The organism is Collimonas antrihumi, assembly GCF_018304965.1.
GTDB lineage: Bacteria > Pseudomonadota > Gammaproteobacteria > Burkholderiales > Burkholderiaceae_D > Collimonas > Collimonas antrihumi.
On the sequence record NZ_JAGQED010000001.1, the window covers coordinates 328,856 to 349,329 of the forward strand.

At 55.1% G+C, this 20,474-nt stretch carries 19 protein-coding genes; 14 read left to right on the forward strand and 5 right to left on the reverse strand.

Translation table 11 applies throughout. The features are described from left to right. Positions 1-11 precede the first annotated feature (11 nt). Positions 12-470 (reverse strand): SixA phosphatase family protein, encoded by a 459-nt coding sequence (locus KHU29_RS01475; protein WP_211450921.1) that lies wholly within the window; start codon positions 468-470, stop codon positions 12-14. Positions 471-503: 33 nt separating this feature from the next. After that, positions 504-2,648 carry a polyphosphate kinase 1 gene (gene ppk1 / locus KHU29_RS01480; RefSeq protein WP_211450922.1) on the reverse strand — a complete coding sequence of 715 codons (2,145 nt, stop codon included), beginning with the start codon at positions 2,646-2,648 and terminating at the stop codon, positions 504-506. A 370-nt stretch (positions 2,649-3,018) separates the two neighbouring features. Between ppk1 and pstS the strand changes: the two genes are divergently transcribed. The 8 genes from pstS (at position 3,019) to KHU29_RS01520 (ending at position 11,113) form a co-directional block, all read left to right on the forward strand. Continuing rightward, positions 3,019-4,062, forward strand: a complete 1,044-nt coding sequence (gene pstS / locus KHU29_RS01485; RefSeq protein WP_211450923.1) for a phosphate ABC transporter substrate-binding protein PstS — start codon at positions 3,019-3,021, stop codon at positions 4,060-4,062. 172 nt (positions 4,063-4,234) lie between these two features. Further along, positions 4,235-5,263 carry a phosphate ABC transporter permease subunit PstC gene (pstC, locus tag KHU29_RS01490; protein WP_211450924.1) on the forward strand — a complete coding sequence of 343 codons (1,029 nt, stop codon included), beginning with the start codon at positions 4,235-4,237 and terminating at the stop codon, positions 5,261-5,263. Beyond that, positions 5,260-6,141, forward strand: coding sequence for a phosphate ABC transporter permease PstA (gene pstA, locus KHU29_RS01495; RefSeq protein ID WP_211450925.1), 882 nt, complete (start codon positions 5,260-5,262; stop codon positions 6,139-6,141). The genes pstC and pstA overlap by 4 nt, the downstream gene beginning before the upstream one ends. A 114-nt stretch (positions 6,142-6,255) precedes the next feature. Beyond that, the gene (gene pstB / locus KHU29_RS01500) at positions 6,256-7,041 is read left to right on the forward strand and encodes a phosphate ABC transporter ATP-binding protein PstB (protein ID WP_211451128.1); all 786 of its coding nucleotides are present in this window, start codon (positions 6,256-6,258) and stop codon (positions 7,039-7,041) included. Between the two features lie 105 nt (positions 7,042-7,146). Further along, positions 7,147-7,851 carry a phosphate signaling complex protein PhoU gene (gene phoU / locus KHU29_RS01505; protein ID WP_211450926.1) on the forward strand — a complete coding sequence of 235 codons (705 nt, stop codon included), beginning with the start codon at positions 7,147-7,149 and terminating at the stop codon, positions 7,849-7,851. A gap of 75 nt (positions 7,852-7,926) precedes the next feature. Beyond that, positions 7,927-8,616 (forward strand): winged helix-turn-helix domain-containing protein, encoded by a 690-nt coding sequence (locus KHU29_RS01510; RefSeq protein WP_092351539.1) that lies wholly within the window; start codon positions 7,927-7,929, stop codon positions 8,614-8,616. 83 nt (positions 8,617-8,699) lie between these two features. Continuing rightward, a complete protein-coding gene (phoR, locus tag KHU29_RS01515) occupies positions 8,700-10,004 on the forward strand; it encodes a phosphate regulon sensor histidine kinase PhoR (RefSeq protein ID WP_211450927.1) in 1,305 nt (434 codons plus the stop codon). Between the two features lie 179 nt (positions 10,005-10,183). Further along, positions 10,184-11,113, forward strand: coding sequence for a patatin-like phospholipase family protein (locus KHU29_RS01520; protein WP_211450928.1), 930 nt, complete (start codon positions 10,184-10,186; stop codon positions 11,111-11,113). A gap of 64 nt (positions 11,114-11,177) precedes the next feature. Here the strand turns inward: KHU29_RS01520 and KHU29_RS01525 are convergent, their stop codons facing one another. Then, on the reverse strand, positions 11,178-11,537 hold the full coding sequence (locus KHU29_RS01525) for a hypothetical protein (protein ID WP_211450929.1): 360 nt from the start codon (positions 11,535-11,537) through the stop codon (positions 11,178-11,180). A 189-nt stretch (positions 11,538-11,726) separates the two neighbouring features. Then, positions 11,727-12,293, reverse strand: coding sequence for a C40 family peptidase (locus tag KHU29_RS01530; RefSeq protein ID WP_211450930.1), 567 nt, complete (start codon positions 12,291-12,293; stop codon positions 11,727-11,729). 324 nt (positions 12,294-12,617) lie between these two features. Here KHU29_RS01530 and KHU29_RS01535 point away from each other — a divergent pair, with 324 nt between their 5' ends. The 5 genes from KHU29_RS01535 (at position 12,618) to KHU29_RS01555 (ending at position 19,142) form a co-directional block, all read left to right on the forward strand. Further along, positions 12,618-13,025: a GlcG/HbpS family heme-binding protein gene (locus KHU29_RS01535; RefSeq protein ID WP_211450931.1), complete on the forward strand. Its 408-nt coding sequence runs from the start codon at positions 12,618-12,620 to the stop codon at positions 13,023-13,025. 471 nt (positions 13,026-13,496) lie between these two features. Next, positions 13,497-14,675: a glutamine-hydrolyzing carbamoyl-phosphate synthase small subunit gene (gene carA / locus KHU29_RS01540; RefSeq protein WP_211450932.1), complete on the forward strand. Its 1,179-nt coding sequence runs from the start codon at positions 13,497-13,499 to the stop codon at positions 14,673-14,675. Next, the gene (gene carB, locus KHU29_RS01545) at positions 14,668-17,889 is read left to right on the forward strand and encodes a carbamoyl-phosphate synthase large subunit (protein WP_211450933.1); all 3,222 of its coding nucleotides are present in this window, start codon (positions 14,668-14,670) and stop codon (positions 17,887-17,889) included. Before carA ends, carB begins: the two co-directional genes overlap by 8 nt. Before the next feature lie 218 nt (positions 17,890-18,107). Then, on the forward strand, positions 18,108-18,584 hold the full coding sequence (greA, locus tag KHU29_RS01550) for a transcription elongation factor GreA (protein ID WP_092412172.1): 477 nt from the start codon (positions 18,108-18,110) through the stop codon (positions 18,582-18,584). A 96-nt stretch (positions 18,585-18,680) separates the two neighbouring features. Next, positions 18,681-19,142: a DUF4149 domain-containing protein gene (locus KHU29_RS01555; RefSeq protein ID WP_211450934.1), complete on the forward strand. Its 462-nt coding sequence runs from the start codon at positions 18,681-18,683 to the stop codon at positions 19,140-19,142. A gap of 160 nt (positions 19,143-19,302) precedes the next feature. On the opposite strand, the gene KHU29_RS01560 is transcribed toward KHU29_RS01555, so the two are convergent. Then, complete coding sequence (locus tag KHU29_RS01560; protein ID WP_211450935.1) at positions 19,303-19,773, reverse strand: YhbY family RNA-binding protein; 471 nt, start codon at positions 19,771-19,773, stop codon at positions 19,303-19,305. A 31-nt stretch (positions 19,774-19,804) separates the two neighbouring features. Here KHU29_RS01560 and KHU29_RS01565 point away from each other — a divergent pair, with 31 nt between their 5' ends. Continuing rightward, positions 19,805-20,449, forward strand: a complete 645-nt coding sequence (locus tag KHU29_RS01565) for an RlmE family RNA methyltransferase (protein ID WP_211450936.1) — start codon at positions 19,805-19,807, stop codon at positions 20,447-20,449. The last annotated feature ends 25 nt before the right edge of the window (positions 20,450-20,474 follow it).

Here is a 20,474-nt window from a genome sequence, read left to right on the forward strand (position 1 = left end):
CTTGCCGATCCTTACTTGGCAATCAAATCCGGCGCCATGACCGCTTTCAGATAGTTGGTGGTGATATCGCCGCGCTCGCGCTGGGCGATCCACCAGACGCTGCCTTTCCTGATCGACCACTCTTGCATCTGGCCAGCTATCAGCAAGGAGGCAACCTGGCCCAGCGTCGGCTGGTGGCCGATAATCAACACCGGTTCGCGGCTGTTTGGCCAATTCGCCACCGCCAGCAGTTGCTGCGCGCTGCAGTCGGGGGAGAGGCCGGGGTGGGTCTTGAATTTGCGGCCGAGCGCTTCCACCGTTTGCACCGTGCGGGTGGCCGGACTGCTGATGATCTTGCAAGTGTGTGGCAGGTTATGGTCTAGCCAATCTGCCATTTTCCAGGCTTGCTTGTGTCCCTTGCCCGTCAGGGCGCGGCCCTGGTCAGGTTCGCCGATTTCCGCCTCTGCATGCCGCCATAGAATCAAGTCCATGATGTGTCCTTGCGTATTTCTGCATGTTTATTATTACTTACTTGAGGAATGCGCCGGTGACAGCGCGCCCAGGGCCAGCATCAAATGCCGTTGCGCACCGTATGGCTTCTGTGTCCGATGCGGCTTGTTTTTTTTCCAATTGCCATCGGCGCCGAGAATCCAGGCATTGATGTTGTCTTTTAAGTATGGTGTAAGCCCCTCGTTGATGACTCTTCTCTTGAGCATTTTATCGAGTACCGGAAAAGCCACCTCGACGCGCCGGAACAGGTTGCGGTTCATCCAGTCGGCGCTGGCCAGGTAGACATCGTGCTGCAAGTTGTTACGGAAATAATAGATACGGCTGTGTTCCAGGAAGCGGCCGATGATGGAGCGCACATGAATGTTCTCGGACAGGCCGGGAACACCAGGCCTGAGCGCGCAAGCACCGCGGACGATCAATTCGATCTTGACGCCGTCCGCAGAAGCATCGTACAAGGCGCGGATGACGGATTCGTCCAGGAGCGCATTCATCTTGGCGACGATCTGCGCCGGCCGCCCTTTGCGGGCAATCTCGGCTTCATTGTGGATGGCCCGGATGATTTCCTTTTGCAGCAGGAACGGCGCCAGCCACAGGTAATCCATCTTCTTGGGTTTGGTCAGGCTGGTCAGGTGCATGAAGACTTCATTGACTTCGGTAGCCAGCTTCTGGTTTGAAGTAAGCAAGCCGAAGTCGGTGTAAAGCTTGGTGGTGGTCGGATGGTAGTTGCCGGTGCCGAGGTGGGCGTAATAGCGCAGTTCGCCGTGACCGTCCTTGCCAGGCTCGCGACGGAGCACCAGCGACAGCTTGGCATGGGTCTTTAATCCGACTACCCCATATACCACTTGTGCGCCGGCGCGTTCCAGCTTGTCGGCCCAGTTGATATTGGCTTCCTCGTCAAAGCGCGCCATCAGTTCGACGATCACCATGACTTCTTTGCCGCGCTGTGCGGCAATAATCAACGCTTCCATCAGGTCGGAGTTCATGCCGGTGCGATAAATGGTTTGCTTGATTGCCACCACATTGCTGTCGAATGCCGCACCGCGGACAAAATCGACTACCGGCTGGAACGACTGGAACGGATGATGCAACAGCACATCTTTCTGTTTCAACTGGTCGAAAATATCGTTGCCGTTCTCCAGTCGCAGCGGTAAACCTGGCGCAAATGAAGGGAAGCGCAGGCTGGCGTCGCTGATCTGGTCAATCATTTCTGACAGGCGCACCATATTGACCGGGCCATCGACTGCGTACAAGCGGTTGGCGGCGATGCCAAACTGATCGAGCAGAAACTGCGCCAGGTGCGGCGGACAGCTGCGTGCCACCTCCAGCCTGACCGCAACCCCGAACTGGCGGCTCTGCAGTTCGCTTTGCAGCGCCTGACGCAGATTCTTGACTTCTTCTTCGTCGACCCACAGCTCACTGTTACGCGTTACCCGGAATTGCGAATACGCCAATATCTGGCGGCCGGTGAAAAGATCGCCTATATGGGCATGGATGATGGACGACAGCAGGCAGAACGAGGCACCATTGGGCGATAGTGCATCGGGCAGTTTAATTACCCGCGGCAATACGCGTGGTGCTTTGATGATGGCAATCGAGGTGCTGCGTCCGAACGCATCTTTGCCCGCCATTTCGACGATGAAATTGAGACTCTTGTTTAATACCTGAGGAAAGGGGTGGGCCGGATCCAGGCCTATGGGGGTCAGCAGAGGGCGGATTTCCTGCTCAAAGAAGGATTTTACCCAGGCTCGTTGTTCTTCATTGCGGTCGCTGTGTCGTAGCAGGTGGACACCGCCGGCCGATAGCTGCGGCAAAATCGTCTGGTTCAGGATGGCGTACTGGCGATCGACGATCTGGTGACACTCTTCACTGGTGCGTTGAAGCGCTGCGGCCAGCGCCGGTGATTCTGCATTTTCCCCGTCGATCTGACTGTTGGCCAACAAACTGGCGATGCGGACTTCAAAGAATTCGTCAAGATTGTTGCTTACGATACATAAATATCGCAATCGCTCCAGCAATGGGATATGCCGGTCTTCAGCCTGGGCCATGACGCGCCGGTTGAAGGCCAGTTGCGATAATTCGCGGTTCAGATAGCTTGGGTTGGCGCCTAATCTGGCGCTGGGGTGCTTGGTGTCATCGTCCGACTTGGTTTTTTTGTTCATGAAATCAGGCAACTGGTCTGATGGTTACGGCGCAGTGTATGCAGGGAATATGACAGCTTGATGAAGAAAATGGAAGTGCCGCAGGGCTTTAGGCAATTTGGCTATGTACCTTCCGGCGGCTAAATCACAAAAAATTCCGCATGACAACATACGGCTTGTTAGTGGCTTGTTAGCAATTTATTGCCGGATTTTTTGATGATTTAATGACATTTGCATTCATTTTTCTCTCGTCATAAAGCTGTCATAAATGTTGGTTAGAGTTCGCCCTGTCTTAGGGACTGTTGTGAAATTTGCTTTCTGCCCATGAGATGAATTTCACAACAGTCTGGACTTGGGCACACCACATCTACAGTCAACAAGGGAGTAACAAATGCGATTGAATCACTTCGTTAAAGCAGCCGTTCTTGCAATGGGTTCGACATTGGCGGTTTCTTCAGTCATGGCAGCGGAAATCACCGGCGCAGGCGCTTCTTTTCCTTACCCGATCTATTCGAAATGGGCTGAATCGTACAAAGCCGCAACCGGCACCAGCCTGAACTACCAATCGATCGGCTCCGGCGGCGGCATCAAGCAAATCAAAGCGAAGACAGTGGATTTCGGCGCTTCCGACATGCCATTGAAGGTTGAAGACCTGAATGCTGACAATCTGGCGCAATTCCCTGCAATCATGGGTGGCGTGGTGCCAGTCGTGAATCTGGATGGCGTTACCCCAGGCCAGGTTAAATTGACCGGTCCGGTGCTGGCCGACATCTACCTGGGCAAGATCACCAAGTGGAATGCAGCTGAAATCGTTGCCCTCAATCCAGGCGTGAAATTGCCGGCTGAAGACATCACCGTGGTGTACCGTGCTGACGGTTCGGGTACTTCATTTGTCTTCACCAGCTACCTGTCGAAGACCAACCCGGCATTCAAGAGCGTCGTCGGCGCCGGTACTGCTGTCAAGTGGCCAGTCGGCGTCGGTGGCAAGGGTAACGAAGGCGTCGCTGCCAACGTACAAAAGATCAAGGGTTCGATCGGCTATGTTGAATATGCTTATGCCAAGAAAAACAAGTTGTCGCATACCCAGCTGAAAAACCGTGACGGTGGTTTTGTGCAGCCTGACGACGAAACTTTCAAGGCAGCAGCAGCAGGCGCCGACTGGGCTAAAACCCCAGGTTTCGCAGTAGATTTCACTGACGCAGCCGGCAAGACCAGCTGGCCTATCACCAGCGCTTCTTTCATCCTGATTCACAAAACCCAGGCAGATGCCGCCAAGGGCAAGGAAGTGTTGAAGTTTTTTGACTGGGCATACAAGAACGGTGGCGCCTCCGCTACTGAGCTGGATTATGTAGCGATTCCTGCTTCCGTGATCAAGCTGGTGGAAGAGTCCTGGAAATCCCAGATCAAGGACAACGCCGGTAAAGCGGTTTGGTAATAAATAAGTAGCTGGTTGTACGCTGAGGCGGAGTTGGCTGGATCAGCTCCGTCTCGCTGAATATTCTTGATACATCTGATCTTCACGCGAAACATCTCCGGTCCGTCGAGCACACGTGGCTCCGCTGGAGTTATCGCTGCCGCATGTTATTCTTCATCGGATATCGCTACTCATGAGTGCAAATATTCCTGTCATGGCACAATCGATCTCACCCCAGTCAATCAGCGCTGAAGATGCGGGTTTGTCGCATCAGAGCTTGCTTGCCACGATGCGTAAGCAACGCATCCAGGATTTCCTGTTCCACAAGGTCACGCTAATATTCTCGCTGCTCGTGCTGGCGGTCTTGCTTGGCATTATCGTCTGCCTGGCGATCGGTGCCTGGCCGGTATTCCGCGAGTTCGGGCCATCCTTCATCACCACCGTCGAGTGGGATCCCGTCAACGACCATTATGGCGCGATGATTGCCATCGTCGGCACTTTGGTGACCTCGTTCATTGCTCTGGTGATCGCCTTTCCGGTAAGTTTCGGGATTGCCTTGTTCCTGACAGAAATCTGTCCGGCAAAATTGCGCCGCCCATTGGGTACGGCCGTGGAGCTTCTGGCGGGCGTGCCGAGCATCATCTACGGTATGTGGGGTTTGTTTGTATTCGCACCTTTATTTGCCAAGTACGGCCAGCCGTTCCTGTCGGATACGCTCGGCCAGCTGCCGCTGATCGGCACGTTGTTCAGCGGTCCCAAAATGGGCATAGGCTTGCTGACTGCCGGTCTGATTCTGGCCGTAATGATCATTCCATTTATTTCGTCCGTCATGCGTGACGTGTTTGAGGTTGTCCCTGCGGTACTGAAAGAGTCGGCTTACGGCCTGGGCTGCACGCGCTGGGAAGTGGTACGCAAAGTGGTGCTGCCGTATGCTAAAACCGGCGTCGTCGGCGGCGTCATGCTGGGGCTGGGGCGCGCTTTAGGCGAGACCATGGCTGTCACTTTCGTGATCGGCAATGCGCAGCGGCTGTCCTGGTCGTTATTCGCTTCGGGCAACAGTATCGCTTCGACGCTGGCCAATGAAATCGCTGAAGCGTCCACCACGCTGCACGTATCGGCTTTGTTTGCGCTTGGCCTGATCTTGTTCGTGATTACCTTCATCGTGTTGTCGATCGCTAAAATCATGTTGATGGGCATGTCCCGTAAAGAAGGTGCCAAATGAATAATTCTGCTGATATCCAGCCGAACCCCTTAGTCAATCCGGTCTATCGTAAACGTCTGCTGATGCACCGTTTCGGCATGATCTTGTCTTTCCTGGCGATGGCTTTGGGCATCGCGGTGCTGGCATGGATTCTGGCGACGTTGGTCATCAAGGGTTTTGGCGCGCTCAACCTGGGCATCCTGACGCAAAATACGCCGGCTCCCGGCTCAGGCCCCGGTGGCTTGTTGAATCCGATTATCGGTAGCTTGATGATGGTAGGTATGGCGACGGTTGTCAGTACCCCGATCGGCATCCTGGCCGGTATCTACCTGGCTGAATATGGCGAGGAAAGCAAGCTGGCGCAAGTGACGCGCTTTGTTACCGACATCATGCTATCGGCGCCATCGATCGTGATCGGATTGTTTGTCTACGCCATCTATGTCGCCAAGGTGGGCCATTTCTCAGGCTGGGCCGGTTCTTTTGCGCTGTCCCTGATTGCCGTTCCGGTGATAGTGCGGACTACCGACAACATGCTGAAACTGGTGCCTGGCAGCCTGCGTGAAGCAGCATTTTCCTTGGGGGCGCCGCGCTGGAAAGTGGCATTGCTGGTGCGTCTGCGTGCGGTCAAGGCTGGTGTGGTAACGGGTGTATTGCTGGCGGTGGCGCGGATTGCCGGAGAAACGGCGCCGCTGTTGTTCACAGCACTGAATAACCAGTTCTTCAGCACCAACATGAATAAGCCGATAGCGAATCTGCCGGTAGTCATCAGCCAGTTTGCGATGAGCCCGTTCGACAACTGGGTGCCGCTGGCGTGGGGCGGCGCCTTGCTGATCACCTTCAGCGTACTGGCCTTGAACATCGTATCGCGTTCATTGTTCAGTCAGAAAATTCCAGGCTAACGCGCTTACCCGTGCTTATCTTTAATCATTCGGATTGCCGTCCTTAATGTGCACTTACTGGATCACTCACTGATCAATAACATGCAAACTTCTACCAAATTGAATCATCTCGATATGCAGTCGATGCAAGCGATGCAGTCGACTAAGCCGCCAACCATAGAAATCTCCAAGCTGGATTTTTTCTACGGTAATTTCCAGGGCTTGAAGAATATCAACCTGCATATCAATGAAAAGAAAGTGACCGCGTTTATCGGGCCGTCCGGTTGCGGAAAATCGACTTTGCTGCGCACCTTGAACCGGATGTACGACCTGTACCCGGGCCAACGTGCGGAAGGCAAGATCATGTACGCGGGCCGCAATATCCTGGAAGCGGGGCAGGATCTGAACATGCTGCGCGCCAAGGTTGGCATGGTGTTCCAGAAGCCGACACCGTTTCCGATGTCGATTTACGACAACATCGCTTTCGGGATTCGCCTTTACGAAAACCTGCCTAAGGGCGAAATGGACGAGCGCGTCGAATGGGCATTGTCGAAGGCGGCCTTGTGGGGTGAAGTTAAAGACAAATTGAACAAGAGCGGCCTGAGCCTGTCCGGCGGACAGCAACAACGCTTGTGCATCGCACGCAGCGTTGCGGTGCGCCCCGATGTCTTGCTGCTGGACGAGCCGACCTCGGCACTGGATCCGATTTCGACCGCGAAGGTGGAAGAGCTGATCAGCGAACTGAAGCAGGATTACACCATCGCCATCGTCACGCACAACATGCAGCAGGCAGCGCGTTGTTCCGATTACACCGCCTATATGTATCTGGGCGAGTTGGTGGAATTCGGCGAGACCGATCAGATTTTCATGAATCCGGCGCGCAAGGAAACACAGGATTACATCACTGGCCGTTTTGGCTAAGCGCAAATTTTCTTGCGGAAATTGCGACATGCATAAGCTGTATTCAGCCGAATGCAGCTGAAATGCACATTGAATTGTAGAGAACAGAGAAAAGAAAGAAATCAGATGACCGGCGAACATTCTTCGAAGCAGTACGACACGGATTTGGAAACCATACGTTCCAAAGTGTTGCTCATGGGCGGACTGGTTGAGCGCCAGTTCCAGGAAGCGCTTAACGTTTTCCGCACCGGCAACCTGGATGCCGCGGAAAGAGTCATCAAGGATGACGATCAGGTCAATCGCCTGGAAGTCGAGCTGGACGATGCCTGCAGCCATCTGATCGTGCGCCGCCAGCCTACAGCCAACGATTTGCGGACCGTGATGGCGACCATCAAGGTGATTACCGATCTCGAGCGCATTGGCGACGAGGCGGCGAAAATCGCACGCACGGCAATTCACCTGCACAAGCGCGGCGTCGGCACCATCGATCACACGGAAACCGTGCGCGTTATCGGCAGCGGCGCAGCTGACATGTTGCACGATGCACTGGATGCGCTGGCGCGCCTGGACGAGAAACAGGCCACCAGGCTGATCGCGCAAGACGTGGTGATCGATCGTGATTTCCGTTCGATCATGCGCAACCTGATCACTTTCATGATGGAAGATCCGCGCACGATTTCGGCGTCGATGGATACCTTATGGGTAGCCAAGGCGATCGAACGTATCGGCGACCATGCCAAGAACATCGCCGAGTACGTGATTTACATTGTCGAGGGCAAGGATATCCGTCATACCGATTACGCCGCCAGTCAACTCGGTGATGATGCGTAATCGAAGCGTAATCGATGCGGAATCGATGCGGAATCGAAACGTAACCGAAGCGTAAATTTAACCGTGTCTTAAAAAATGGCAGCCGATAAAACATCCATCCTGATTATCGAAGATGAGCCGGCGATTGCCGAATTGATTGGCTTCACGATCAAGGAAGCTGGCTGGAACCCATCCATTGTCCATACCGCCGCCGACGGCTGGGAGTTCGTCCAGCGCCGCACGCCGCATCTGGTGCTGTTGGACTGGATGCTGCCAGACCAGAGCGGCCTGCGCCTGTTGTCGCAAATGCGCGCCGATCGCCAGCTGCAGTCGATGCTGATCATGATGCTCACCGCAAAGAGCATGGAAGAGGACAAGATCTCGGGCCTCGACAACGGCGCCGATGATTACATGACCAAGCCGTTTTCGCCGCGTGAGCTGACCTCGCGCGTCAAGGCTTTATTGCGGCGCAAAGGCGCGGATGAAGTCCCTGGCATGATGTCGGCCGGGTCGGTGTCGCTCGATCCCGCCAGTTGCTCGGTATGCCTGGAAAACCAGAAGATCGATATCGGCCACGCCGAATATCGTTTGCTGAAATTTTTCATGGCCAATCCGGACCGGGTCTTCTCGCGCAGCCAGTTGCTGGACAAGGTGTGGGGTGACCACGTGGTCATCGAAGAGCGCACCGTGGATGTCCATGTGCTGCGCTTGCGCAAGGCGTTACGGGAGTCGGAGCACCTGATTCGTACCGTGCGTAGTGTCGGCTACATGCTTTCAGCAAAATAGTGCAATAATTTCAAGCCCGGACCGCCGGCCGCCACCAGGGGCTCGCAGCGATGAACATTGCCTCCCTCGCAAAATAGTGATTTATGAATCCACAGATGTTGTTCTGGATCCCGGCAATGCTGCGGATCTTGCTGATCTTTGTCATCTCCGGCGTAGTCTGGGGCCTGTTCGGCGCGGTGCCCGGCCTGGTGCTGGGCTTGATCTTGATGTCGATTGCGGTGGTGGTGCAACTGCATTACCTGTTCCGGCTGAGCGGCTGGCTGGATAATCCGCGCAGCGAGAAACTGCCGGACGGCTGGGGGGCGTGGACCGATATTTTTTCGCGCCTGTACCGCTTGCGGCGCGACGATGAAAAACATCAGACTGAACTGAGCGAATGGCTGGCGCGCTTTCGCCAGGCCATGCATTTATTGCCGGACGGCGTCGTCATCATGGACGACGTCTTGTTCCTGGAGTGGTGCAACCCGGCCGCCGAGCGGCATCTGGGTCTGCAGCACGGGCGCGACAAGGGAATGCGGGTTACTAATCTGATTCGCACACCGGACTTCATCGATTACATCATCCTCGGCCGCTACGATCAGCCGCTGACGTTGAGCTTGCGCGAACGTAAGCTTATCGTGCAAATCATTCCGTTTGAAAATCGCCGCCAGATCCTGGTAACCCACGACGCCACCGAATCCGAAAGAATCGACATGATGCGGCGTGACTTCATCGCCAACGCCTCGCATGAACTGCGCACGCCATTGACGGTGATTAACGGCTTTCTGGAGATCGCGCAGGCACAACCGGATCTCGACCAGAAGACCCGTGCCGCCCATTTGCAGTTGATGACGGAGCAGGGCCATCGCATGCAAAACCTGATCGGCGACATGCTTACCTTGACGCGACTGGAATCGATCGATTACCCCTTGCGTCCCGAGCCGGTAGACATGCGAGCCATGCTGCAAAGCTTGTTGCTGGAAGCTGAAGTACTGTCTGCGGGAAAGCACACGTTTTCCCTGGCGGTCGACGGACCCGACGTCACCGGCAGCAAGGACGAACTGCGTAGCGCATTCAGCAATCTGATTTCCAATGCTGTCCGTTACACACCGGTTGATGGAAAAATCCAGATTATTTGGCAAAACGGCAAATTAGGGCCGCAACTGGTGGTCAAGGATTCCGGCATCGGTATCAGCGGTGAGCATATCTCGCGGCTGACTGAACGGTTTTATCGGGTCGATAAGAGCCGCTCACGAGAAACCCAGGGCACCGGTCTCGGCCTGGCCATCGTCAAACACGTATTGTTGCGCCACCACGGCACGCTGGGGGTTGAATCGCGACCGGGCGAGGGCAGTGCATTTACCGTCAACTTGCCTGCAGCTTCAATAGTTGCTACAGCGAAAGCCTGAAACGGTTGAGCGTGGCCGAAGTATTGCCAAAGCGGCCGGAGTCTTCAACATCAGCTACAATTCTGCGGCGACATACTGAAGACCAGTGAAGACCCGTGTCGCCGGCCGCGACCGTTGTCGATGATTGACAGCGCTCGCGTTTCTCATTCAAGCCCCTCCATCCAAGCTCCCCCATTGTCATGTCTTTTCCGCGCTTACTGCCTACTTACACACTTAGTCTTGTTTTATGCGCTTTGCTGGCCGCCTGCGGCAGCAATCCGATTGCGCCGCAGATACCGCCAGTGGCAGTGGTTCCCGTTGTGCCGCCAAAAGTCGCCAAACCGATCAAGATCGGCCTGGCATTGGGTGGCGGTGCTGCCCGCGGTTTCGCCCATATCGGCGTGATCAAGGCGCTGGAATCGCAAGGGATAGTGCCGGATATCGTAGTCGGCACAAGCGCCGGTAGTGTGGTCGGTGCAATGTATGCCGCCGGCAATAACGGCTTTGCGTTGCAAAAGATCGCGTTGCAAATGGATGAGGCCGCAATTTCGGATTGGTCTGTACCGTTTTTTGCCAAGGTCAGCGGCGTATTGAAGGGTGAAGCGATCCAGAACTACGTCAACAAGACGGTCCACAATGTGCCGATTGAGAAACTGAAAATCCCGTTTGGCGCGGTTGCCACTGATTTGCATAGCGGTGTACCCATCCTGTTCCGCCGCGGTAACACTGGTGTAGCGGTACGGGCGTCTTCGGCGGTGCCGGGTGTTTTCCAGTCGGTGAATGTCGGCGGTCGTCAGTATGTGGACGGCGGCCTAGTGTCGCCGGTGCCGGTGCGTTTTGCGCATGAAATGGGCGCCGATTTTGTGATTGCCGTGAATATTTCCGCCTCGCCGGAGGCTCAGGCCGCCTCAAGCTCGGTCGACGTATTGCTGCAAACTTTTGCCATCATGGGGCAAACTATTAACAGTTATGAGCTGAAAGACGCGGATATTGTCATCCGTCCGGAGTTGGGTGCGATGAAGGGTAACGATTTTGCCGCGCGTAATACCGCGATCCTGGCCGGTGAACAGGCGGCAATGGCGCAGATGGCGGTTATCAAGAAGAAATTGAAGGAAAAGCGCGAAGAGTAAATGCGGCAAATACAGTATCCGGAAACAACTCCGCAGGGTGGGCAGCTATGCCCACGCGTGCTTTCTAACTGGAGACCTGCGGCAGATTTGTCGGCAACTGTATCACTACAGGTTGCTGTGGCTCGGGCTTGAGAGCATTGCTCATGGCCAGGAAAAGGCCGCCGAACCCTATGAACAAGCCGATAACGGTCGCCAGCATCCATTTGTGCGTTTCGCCTGCAACCTTGTGGATTTCGCTCATGATCGACTGCATGTCCGCCCGCGTCGCGTGTATGTCCGCTCGTGTCGCCAAGGTAGGCAACACCGCATCGAATCTAGCTTCCAGCGTGGCTACGCGTTCCACGCCACGATCATCGTGCGCTCTTCTGTTTTTATCAGCACGCGCTTGTGGCTTGTCAAGGTGTGACAGACTTGGGTTCATCATTTGAGAGGCATCCTTTACCTATGAAAACGCCGCCCTGCAAAAAAAATCTTGCGGAGCATGGCATTTTTCATTTTATCGCTGTGCGGGAAGTGGACTCTCGATAACGAGCCATTTTAGGTAGATTGCGTATGTTAGACGGCGAGGCGTCAGGAAAAAAAACGGGCACCCCGCGAAGGACAACAACATCGATTATTGATGGCTGTAGCTATCCGGTTCCGGATCATTGATCCGACGCGCACCATTAAAGCGCGATTTCCAGTAAGCCAGATCCATGCTTTCGATACGCACCTTGCCACCGGAGGACGGAGCATGGATGAATTTATTGTCGCCCAGGTAAATACCCACGTGCGAGAAGCTGCGACGCAGCGTATTATAGAACACCAGGTCGCCCGGCTTCAAATCCTGCTTGTCGACCTTTTCGCCGCTGCGGCTCAATTCCGCGGCAGTGCGGGGAACGTTGACGCCCCAGGCATCCTTGAATACATAACGTACCAAACCGCTGCAATCTAGGCCGTTTTCCGGGCTATTGCCACCATATTTGTAATGAATGCCGATCATGCCCATCGCGCTCACAGCCAGGTCCGACGCCCGATCGGTAAATTGCTGGAGCTTGCTGAGGGCGCTGCTTGCTTGCGGACGCGGATCGATGTCGGTGATATCGGAAGCGCGCGCGGGTGTACACAGAAACAGCATGGCGATCAGTGCGAAAGCAAGTGCAAATGTCTGGAATAGGGGAAAGGCTTCTTTGATCGACATCGTTATGGGTGGGCTCTGGGACATTACGATCGCACGAATGTAAGTGAATAAGAGATACCTGTCAAATTTGGCAGGCGACTGAACGGCACTGTATCATGTCATTGTGATAATTGAAGTCGGGCAAATCCTGAAAATAGCAGGAATTTTCCCGCGATTGAGGTTTCTGTAGAGCAAATATCGGACCAAGGGATCGGGTCGAAGTGTTGGGGCGAGTATTAAGCCAAAAATATCGCGCCAGAAATAATCTGCCGGCAAAACGGTCGATGCAGATGCCTATTGCAGAGCACTAAAGTACAATATTCAGTTATTTCACAAGGAGCAAAAATGAAATCGAAACAAGTTTTGACACTCGACGATGTAAAGAAAATTGCGGCAGCTGCTGAGGCTGAGGCGGTCAAGAACCGTTGGGCCGTCACAATTTCGATCGTTGATGACGGCGGTCACCTGCTGTGGTTGCAACGCATGGATGGCTGCGCGCCGATTTCGGCCCATATCGCCCCGGCCAAGGCCAAGACTGCAGCCTTGGGTCAGCGCGAATCGAAGATTTACGAAGACATGATCAATAATGGCCGTTTCTCGTTCATCACCGCACCAAACCTGGAAGGCTTGCTGGAGGGTGGCGTACCGATCCTGGTTGGCGGTGAATATCTCGGCGCGGTTGGCGTGTCCGGCGTGAAGTCGAGCGAAGATGTGCAAATCGCCAAGGCAGGTATTGCTGCACTGGGCGCTTAAGCCGGATTGTAGAAATACGGTTAGCTGCGCTGGCTGGCGCTGCGTTGGCGCGGATCGGCGACGGCAGCCGTGTTTTTTCGAGCAAGGATTAAAGCAGCTTGCAGGTTCGAAATGCCGAACTGGCAAGCTGACCATTATTGGTAGTTGAATGGGGAGTTAAACTGGTAACCGGGGCGTGGATTGTCAGTATTGTTATCAATTAAATCATGGTCATTGATTTTTCGTGATTTCCCATGATTATTTCGTAATTATTTATACAAAAATCCTCAGCTTCGCGTCTGACCAGATTGCCGGGCAAGCTGTTGTCGGCTATAATTGCAGGGTTTAGCCCAATTTACTCCGCCGTAGCGCATACCACCATCCATCTCGTCCCAAAAAGACTATTTAAAGCCGCCAAACTGTCACTGTTTGGGGTTTCATAGCGGTCGTTTGGCGCAGCGCAGCGGCGGTAACAACATCAGGAGTTACCCCTTGCAGCCATTTTTTTCTGGCCTCACCGTACCGGCCATCCTCGCGCTAGCAGATGGGACGATTTTCAAAGGTATTTCAATTGGCGCCGTTGGTCATACGACTGGTGAAGTCGTATTCAATACCGCCATGACCGGCTACCAGGAAATCCTCACCGATCCAAGCTATAGCCGCCAGATCGTCACTCTCACTTATCCGCATATCGGCAATACCGGCGTTAATAAAGAGGATGTCGAATCCTTCCAAATTCACGCCGCCGGCCTGATCATTCGCGATCTGCCACGCCTGGTGTCGAATTTCCGTTCCACACAGACACTCGATGCCTACCTGCAAGAGTCGAATATCGTTGCCATCGCCGGCATCGATACCCGCAAGCTGACACGCATTTTGCGCGAAAAAGGTGCGCAGGGCGGCGCCATCGTCGCCGGCGAGCCTGACATCGCTGTCGCCACCGCAAAGGCGCTGGAACTGGCACGCAGTTTCCCCGGCCTGGCCGGTATGGACCTGGCCAAAGTTGTGTCGACTACCAAGGCTTACAGCTGGAGCGAGACCGAATGGCGTCTCGGCCGCGGCTACGACCAGCAAATCACGCCCAAGTATCATGTGGTGGCATTTGATTATGGCGTCAAATTCAACATCCTGCGCATGCTAGCGCAACGCGGCTGCAAGATCACTGTATTGCCGGCGCAAGCTTCGGCTGCCGATGCCCTGGCGCTCAATCCGGACGGCATTTTCCTGTCCAACGGCCCTGGCGATCCGGAGCCATGCGATTACGCGATTGCCGCCGTCAAGGAATTGATCGAGCGCGAGATTCCGACTTTCGGCATCTGCCTCGGCCATCAGATCATGGCGCTGGCATCCGGCGCCAAGACGCTCAAGATGAAGTTCGGCCACCATGGCGCCAATCATCCGGTGCAGGACCTGGATAGCAAGCAAGTGCTGATTACATCGCAAAATCACGGTTTTGCAGTGGACGGCGCAACCCTGCCGGCCAATTGCCGCGTGACGCACGTATCGCTGTTCGACGGTTCGCTGCAGGGCTTCACCCGCACCGACAAGCCGGCATTCTGCTTCCAAGGTCACCCTGAAGCATCGCCTGGCCCGCATGACATCGCCCCTTTGTTCGATCGTTTCATTCAGATGATGAGTCAAACGATGTTGGAGAAAAATAAAAATGCCTAAGCGTAGTGATATAAAAAACATTCTGATTATCGGCGCTGGCCCGATCATAATCGGTCAGGCCTGCGAGTTCGACTACTCCGGCGCACAGGCCTGCAAGGCGCTGCGCGAAGAGGGTTACAAAGTAATCCTGGTCAACAGCAATCCGGCCACCATCATGACCGATCCGGAAATGGCCGATGTCACCTACATCGAGCCGATTACCTGGCAAGCGGTGGAACGCATTATCGCCAAGGAAAAGCCGGACGCGATCCTGCCGACCATGGGCGGCCAGACCGCGCTCAACTGCGCACTGGATTTGCATCGCCACGGCATCCTGGAAAAGTACAATGTCGAATTGATCGGCGCTTCGCCTGAAGCGATCGACAAGGCGGAAGACCGCTCCAAGTTCAAGGAAGCGATGACCGAGATCGGCCTCGGTTCGGCCCGTTCCGGCGTCGCCCACACCATGGATGAATCCTGGGGTGTGCAGAAGGAACTCGGCTTCCCGGTCATCATCCGTCCTTCGTTCACCATGGGCGGCACCGGCGGCGGCATTGCATACAATGCCGAAGAATTCGAAACCATCTGCCGCCGCGGCCTGGAAGCATCGCCGACCAAGGAACTGCTGATTGAAGAATCGCTGATCGGCTGGAAAGAGTACGAGATGGAAGTGGTGCGCGACAAGGCGGACAACTGCATCATCGTTTGCTCGATCGAAAACCTGGATCCGATGGGCGTGCATACCGGCGACTCGATCACGGTAGCGCCGGCCCAGACCCTGACCGACAAGGAATACCAGATCATGCGTAACGCCTCGCTGGCGGTATTGCGTGAGATCGGTGTCGATACCGGCGGCTCCAACGTGCAGTTCTCGGTCAATCCGGCCGACGGCCGCATGATCGTGATCGAAATGAATCCGCGCGTATCGCGCTCTTCGGCGCTGGCCTCCAAGGCTACCGGTTTCCCGATCGCCAAGATCGCCGCGAAACTGGCGGTGGGCTTTACGCTGGACGAGTTGCGCAATGAAATTACCGGCGGCGCGACACCGGCATCGTTCGAGCCTTCGATCGATTACGTGGTCACCAAGATTCCGCGTTTTGCATTTGAAAAATTCCCGACTGCCGACGATCACCTGACGACTCAGATGAAATCGGTGGGCGAGGTGATGGCGATCGGCCGCACCTTCCAGGAATCGTTCCAGAAAGCCTTGCGCGGCCTCGAAGTCGGCGTCGACGGCATGAACGAAAAGACGCAGGACCGCGAAGTTATCGAAGAAGAACTCGGCGAGCCTGGCCCGGACCGTATCTGGTATGTCGGCGATGCGTTCGCCCAAGGTTTCACGCTGGAAGAAGTGCATCAGCTGACCCATATCGATCCATGGTTCCTGTCGCAAATCAAGGAAATCGTCGATATCGAACTGTGGCTGGAAAAAAGCCAGACGCTGGAAGCGCTGGACCGCGACACGCTGTTCCGTCTCAAGCAAAAGGGCTTTGGCGATCGCCGCCTGGCCAAGCTGCTGAAGACGACCGATACCGCTGTGCGCCTCAAGCGCCTGGCCTTGAATATCCGTCCGGTCTACAAGCGGGTGGATACCTGCGCCGGCGAATTTTCGACCAATACGGCTTACATGTACTCGACCTACGAGGAAGAGTGCGAATCGAATCCGAGCGACAAAAAGAAAATCATGGTGCTGGGCGGCGGTCCTAACCGCATCGGCCAGGGTATCGAATTCGATTATTGCTGCGTCCATGCGGCACTGGCGATGCGCGAAGATGGCTACGAGACCATCATGGTCAACTGCAATCCGGAAACCGTATCGACCGACTACGACACTTCGGACCGTTTGTATTTCGAACCGGTGACGCTGGAAGACGTACTGGAAATCGTCGACAAGGAAAAGCCTTACGGCGTAATCGTGCAGTATGGCGGCCAGACACCGCTGAAGCTGGCGCTGGATCTGGAAGCCAACGGCGTGCCTATCGTCGGCACTTCGCCGGACATGATCGACGCTGCCGAAGACCGCGAGCGTTTCCAGAAGCTGTTGCACGACCTGAACTTGCGTCAGCCGCCAAACCGTACTGCGCGTACTGAAGAAGATGCATTGCGCCTGGCGCAGGAAATCGGTTATCCGCTGGTGGTGCGTCCATCTTACGTATTGGGCGGCCGCGCGATGGAAATCGTCCATGAGCAACGCGATCTCGAGCGCTACATGCGCGAAGCGGTCAAGGTCTCGCACGATTCGCCGGTATTGCTGGATCGCTTCCTGAACGACGCTATCGAAGTCGACGTCGACTGCCTGTCTGACGGCGAGCGTACCTTTATCGGCGGCGTCATGGAACATATCGAGCAGGCTGGCGTGCACTCCGGCGATTCGGCTTGTTCGCTGCCGCCTTACTCGCTGTCGCAGGCAACCATCGAAGAGATCAAGCGCCAGACATCGTTGATGGCCAAGGGCTTGAACGTGGTTGGTTTGATGAACGTGCAGTTTGCGATTCAGCAGATCGATGGCAAGGACGTCGTGTTTGTGTTGGAAGTCAATCCGCGCGCCTCGCGTACCGTGCCGTTTGTATCCAAGGCTACCGGTTTGCAGCTAGCCAAGATTGCCGCCCGCTGCATGGTCGGCCAGTCGCTCGACAGCCAAGGTATCAAGGAAGAAGTCGTGCCGAAATACTTCAGCGTCAAGGAAGCGGTATTCCCGTTCGTCAAGTTCCCAGGCGTCGACACCATTCTCGGCCCGGAAATGAAATCGACCGGTGAAGTCATGGGCGTTGGCAAGACTTTCGGCGAGGCGTTCGTCAAGTCGCAACTCGGCGCTGGCGTCAAGCTGCCGAGTTCGGGCAAGGTGTTCCTCAGCGTCAAGGGCAGCGACAAACCGCGTGCAGTGCAGGTTGCCAAGGATCTGGTGGCGATCGGCTTCACGGTGGTGGCGACCAAGGGTACCGCGGCGGCTATCAGCGCTGCCGGGATTCCTGTGGAAACCGTCAACAAGGTGGTCGAAGGACGTCCGCACGTGGTCGACATGATCAAGAACAATGAGATTTCATTGGTGATCAACACGGTCGAAGAAAAGCGTAGCGCGATTGTCGATTCGCGGGCGATCCGCATCTCGGCTTTGGCGGCCCGCGCCACGACCTATACCACGATTGCCGGTGCGGAAGCCGCGGTCGAGGGCATGCGTCATCTGGACGAGTTGCATGTCTATGATTTACAAGGGCTGCATAAAACCTTACACTAAGGTCAAATCAGGATGTGCCTAGGCACATCCTGAATCGCTTCCGGGATGCGTTGGTGTGTCTGGAAGCCGCCGAAACGTACAATTTAGCTATAGAAGTTCCTGCGGAGGTCATAAGCGCACCCTTTTTTCGGTACGTTTTGACCTCCGTGACCTTTTATTGTGTGCGTGATAGACCCTGCGTCATAAACCTTATTTTATATTTGTTGAGTACCATCCCTATGAGCTCAGTACCTCTTACCAAGCATGGCGCGCAATTGTTGAAAGATGAATTGCATCATTTGAAAACCAAAGAGCGTCAAACTGTCATCAAGGCCATCGCAGAAGCACGCGCGCATGGCGATCTTTCGGAAAACGCGGATTATGACGCGGCGAAAGAGCGGCAAGGTTTCGTCGAAGGCCGGATTGCCGATCTTGAAGGCAAGCTGGGAGCTGCGCAGGTTATTGATCCGGCAACCCTGGATGCGGACGGGCGCGTGGTGTTTGCCTCTACGGTCGATCTGGAAGACCTGGAGTCGGGCGATAAGGTAACGTATCAAATCGTCGGCACCGATGAGGCCGATATCAAGCTGTCCAAGGTTTCCGTGACCTCGCCGATCGCTCGTGCGCTGATCGGCAAGACCGCCGGCGACGTGGTCGGCGTACAAGCGCCATCCGGCATCCGCGAATATGAAATTCTGGAAGTTCGCTACATCTGAAGCAGGCACGTAGGGCATCGCCGCATGCGGCTGATGCCTTGAGAGTAATTGGAGTAGCTTGATTCAAGTAGCTTGATCAGAAACCCGGGAGTGGCAATGCTTGTAGTAAGACTCAGATTGTTAATCGCCACCCTATGGGTGGGTAGTCTGTGGACGGTTGGTTATCTGGTCGCGCCGACGTTGTTCGCCACCTTGCCCGACCGCGTGCTGGCCGGCACCATCGCCGGCAGCCTGTTCCGGATCGAAGCATGGCTGACGATAGCTTGCGGCGTAGCCTTGATCCTGTTGTTCAGCTACAGAACCTATGACGATGCAGCACCGCTGCGCAAGACATTGCTGAAGCTGACACTGGCGATGCTGGCCTGTACCTTGGTCGGTTATTTCGGTATCCAGCCATTCATGGCCAGTTTGCGTGAAGCTTCTGTGGCAACCGGCGGCGTGATGAGCGACAGCGCCAGGACGCAGTTCGGGATTTTGCATGGCGTAGCCAGCGGCATCTTCCTGATTCAGAGCTTGTTGGGAGTCGGGTTGATTTTGCGTTTGCGTAGCTTGCGCTAGATGGCTAGATGTAAGCCGGCATCAATCAGCCGGTTACTGGGAAGTACAGAGGGGAAGGCACTGCAGGATCTGGATCGGTCCTGGCGCCGCCGCAAAGAAATGCGGCCCCCTTAGCGTTGCGTTGTTGTGGTTGCCGCTGCTGCTGCCGCAGCCGCAGTCATCAACGACCCAAAGCCGATTTCTTGCTGCTTTTCTGACGCGGTTTGGCGCGCTTGATGTTGCCGCCCTGGGTTACGCGTTCATTGCCTTTTACCATGACCTTGGTCACCGATGGCCGCTTGGTGCCGCTTGGGCTTGGTTTGACGATGGTTACTTCACGCATGCCTTTGCCGCGCGTTTCGCTACGTTCTTTGGCAGCATCCTTTTGCGGGCGATACAGGACCAGCAGTTTGCCGATGTGTTGTACCGGCGCTGCGCTGAGTTTTTCGCAAATGGTTTCGTAGATGGCAATCCGTGCCTCGCGATCATCACCGAATACACGCACTTTAATCAGGCCATGGGCGTTCAGGCTGGCATCGATCTCTTTCATCAGGGATGGTTTTAAGCCATCTTCGCTGATCAGGACCACCGGATCCAGTCCGTGGGCTTGGGAACGGAGCTCGCTACGCTCGGCAGATGTAAGTTTCAACATAAAAATTCCTTAAAAACGGTATTCTACGCGAATGGCAAAGAAGAAATTAAACAAAAACTGGTTGCACGACCACATTAACGATCCTTACGTGAAGCTGGCGCAGAAAGAAGGCTATCGTGCGCGGGCTGCTTACAAGCTAAAAGAAATCGACGAACTGGACAAGCTGATCAAGCCTGGCCAGATCATTGTCGACCTCGGATCCACCCCGGGCAGCTGGTCGCAGTATGCTCGTAACAAGCTGGCCGGCCAGGACGGCGGCGGCATCCACGGCATGATCATCGGTCTCGACATCTTGCCGATGGAGCCGATTGCCGACGTCCATTTCATCCAGGGCGACTTCCGCGAAGCGGACAGCTTGCGCCAGCTGGAGCGCTTGCTGGAGGGGCGTAAGGTGGATCTGGTGCTGTCCGACATGGCGCCCAACCTATCCGGCATCGCTATCTCGGACGCGGCCCGGGTCGAAGAAATTATCGATTTGGCCATTGAATTCGCGCAACAACACATGAAGCCAAGCGGCGCTTTGTTGGCAAAATGTTTCAACGGCACCGGTTACAATGAAGTGTTGATGAAATTTCGTCAGGAATTCAAAACCGTAGCCTCCAGAAAACCGAAAGCCAGCCGTGATAAATCGTCAGAAATCTTCTTGCTTGGAAAGATATTGAAGAATCCACGGTAATTAACAAATTTTCCTTGATTTATCA

Coding starts and splice junctions, on each gene's coding strand:
- greA (WP_092412172.1), top strand. CDS start 18,108: ATGAGCTCAGTACCTCTTACCAAGCATGGCGCGCAATTGTTGAAAGAT.
- KHU29_RS01520 (WP_211450928.1), top strand. CDS start 10,184: ATGTCTTTTCCGCGCTTACTGCCTACTTACACACTTAGTCTTGTTTTA.
- phoR (WP_211450927.1), top strand. CDS start 8,700: ATGAATCCACAGATGTTGTTCTGGATCCCGGCAATGCTGCGGATCTTG.
- KHU29_RS01535 (WP_211450931.1), top strand. CDS start 12,618: ATGAAATCGAAACAAGTTTTGACACTCGACGATGTAAAGAAAATTGCG.
- carB (WP_211450933.1), top strand. CDS start 14,668: ATGCCTAAGCGTAGTGATATAAAAAACATTCTGATTATCGGCGCTGGC.
- KHU29_RS01510 (WP_092351539.1), top strand. CDS start 7,927: ATGGCAGCCGATAAAACATCCATCCTGATTATCGAAGATGAGCCGGCG.
- KHU29_RS01565 (WP_211450936.1), top strand. CDS start 19,805: ATGGCAAAGAAGAAATTAAACAAAAACTGGTTGCACGACCACATTAAC.
- phoU (WP_211450926.1), top strand. CDS start 7,147: ATGACCGGCGAACATTCTTCGAAGCAGTACGACACGGATTTGGAAACC.
- pstA (WP_211450925.1), top strand. CDS start 5,260: ATGAATAATTCTGCTGATATCCAGCCGAACCCCTTAGTCAATCCGGTC.
- KHU29_RS01525 (WP_211450929.1), bottom strand. CDS start 11,537: ATGATGAACCCAAGTCTGTCACACCTTGACAAGCCACAAGCGCGTGCT.
- KHU29_RS01560 (WP_211450935.1), bottom strand. CDS start 19,773: ATGTTGAAACTTACATCTGCCGAGCGTAGCGAGCTCCGTTCCCAAGCC.
- ppk1 (WP_211450922.1), bottom strand. CDS start 2,648: ATGAACAAAAAAACCAAGTCGGACGATGACACCAAGCACCCCAGCGCC.
- pstB (WP_211451128.1), top strand. CDS start 6,256: ATGCAGTCGATGCAAGCGATGCAGTCGACTAAGCCGCCAACCATAGAA.
- pstC (WP_211450924.1), top strand. CDS start 4,235: ATGAGTGCAAATATTCCTGTCATGGCACAATCGATCTCACCCCAGTCA.
- pstS (WP_211450923.1), top strand. CDS start 3,019: ATGCGATTGAATCACTTCGTTAAAGCAGCCGTTCTTGCAATGGGTTCG.
- KHU29_RS01555 (WP_211450934.1), top strand. CDS start 18,681: ATGCTTGTAGTAAGACTCAGATTGTTAATCGCCACCCTATGGGTGGGT.
- KHU29_RS01530 (WP_211450930.1), bottom strand. CDS start 12,293: ATGTCGATCAAAGAAGCCTTTCCCCTATTCCAGACATTTGCACTTGCT.
- KHU29_RS01475 (WP_211450921.1), bottom strand. CDS start 470: ATGGACTTGATTCTATGGCGGCATGCAGAGGCGGAAATCGGCGAACCT.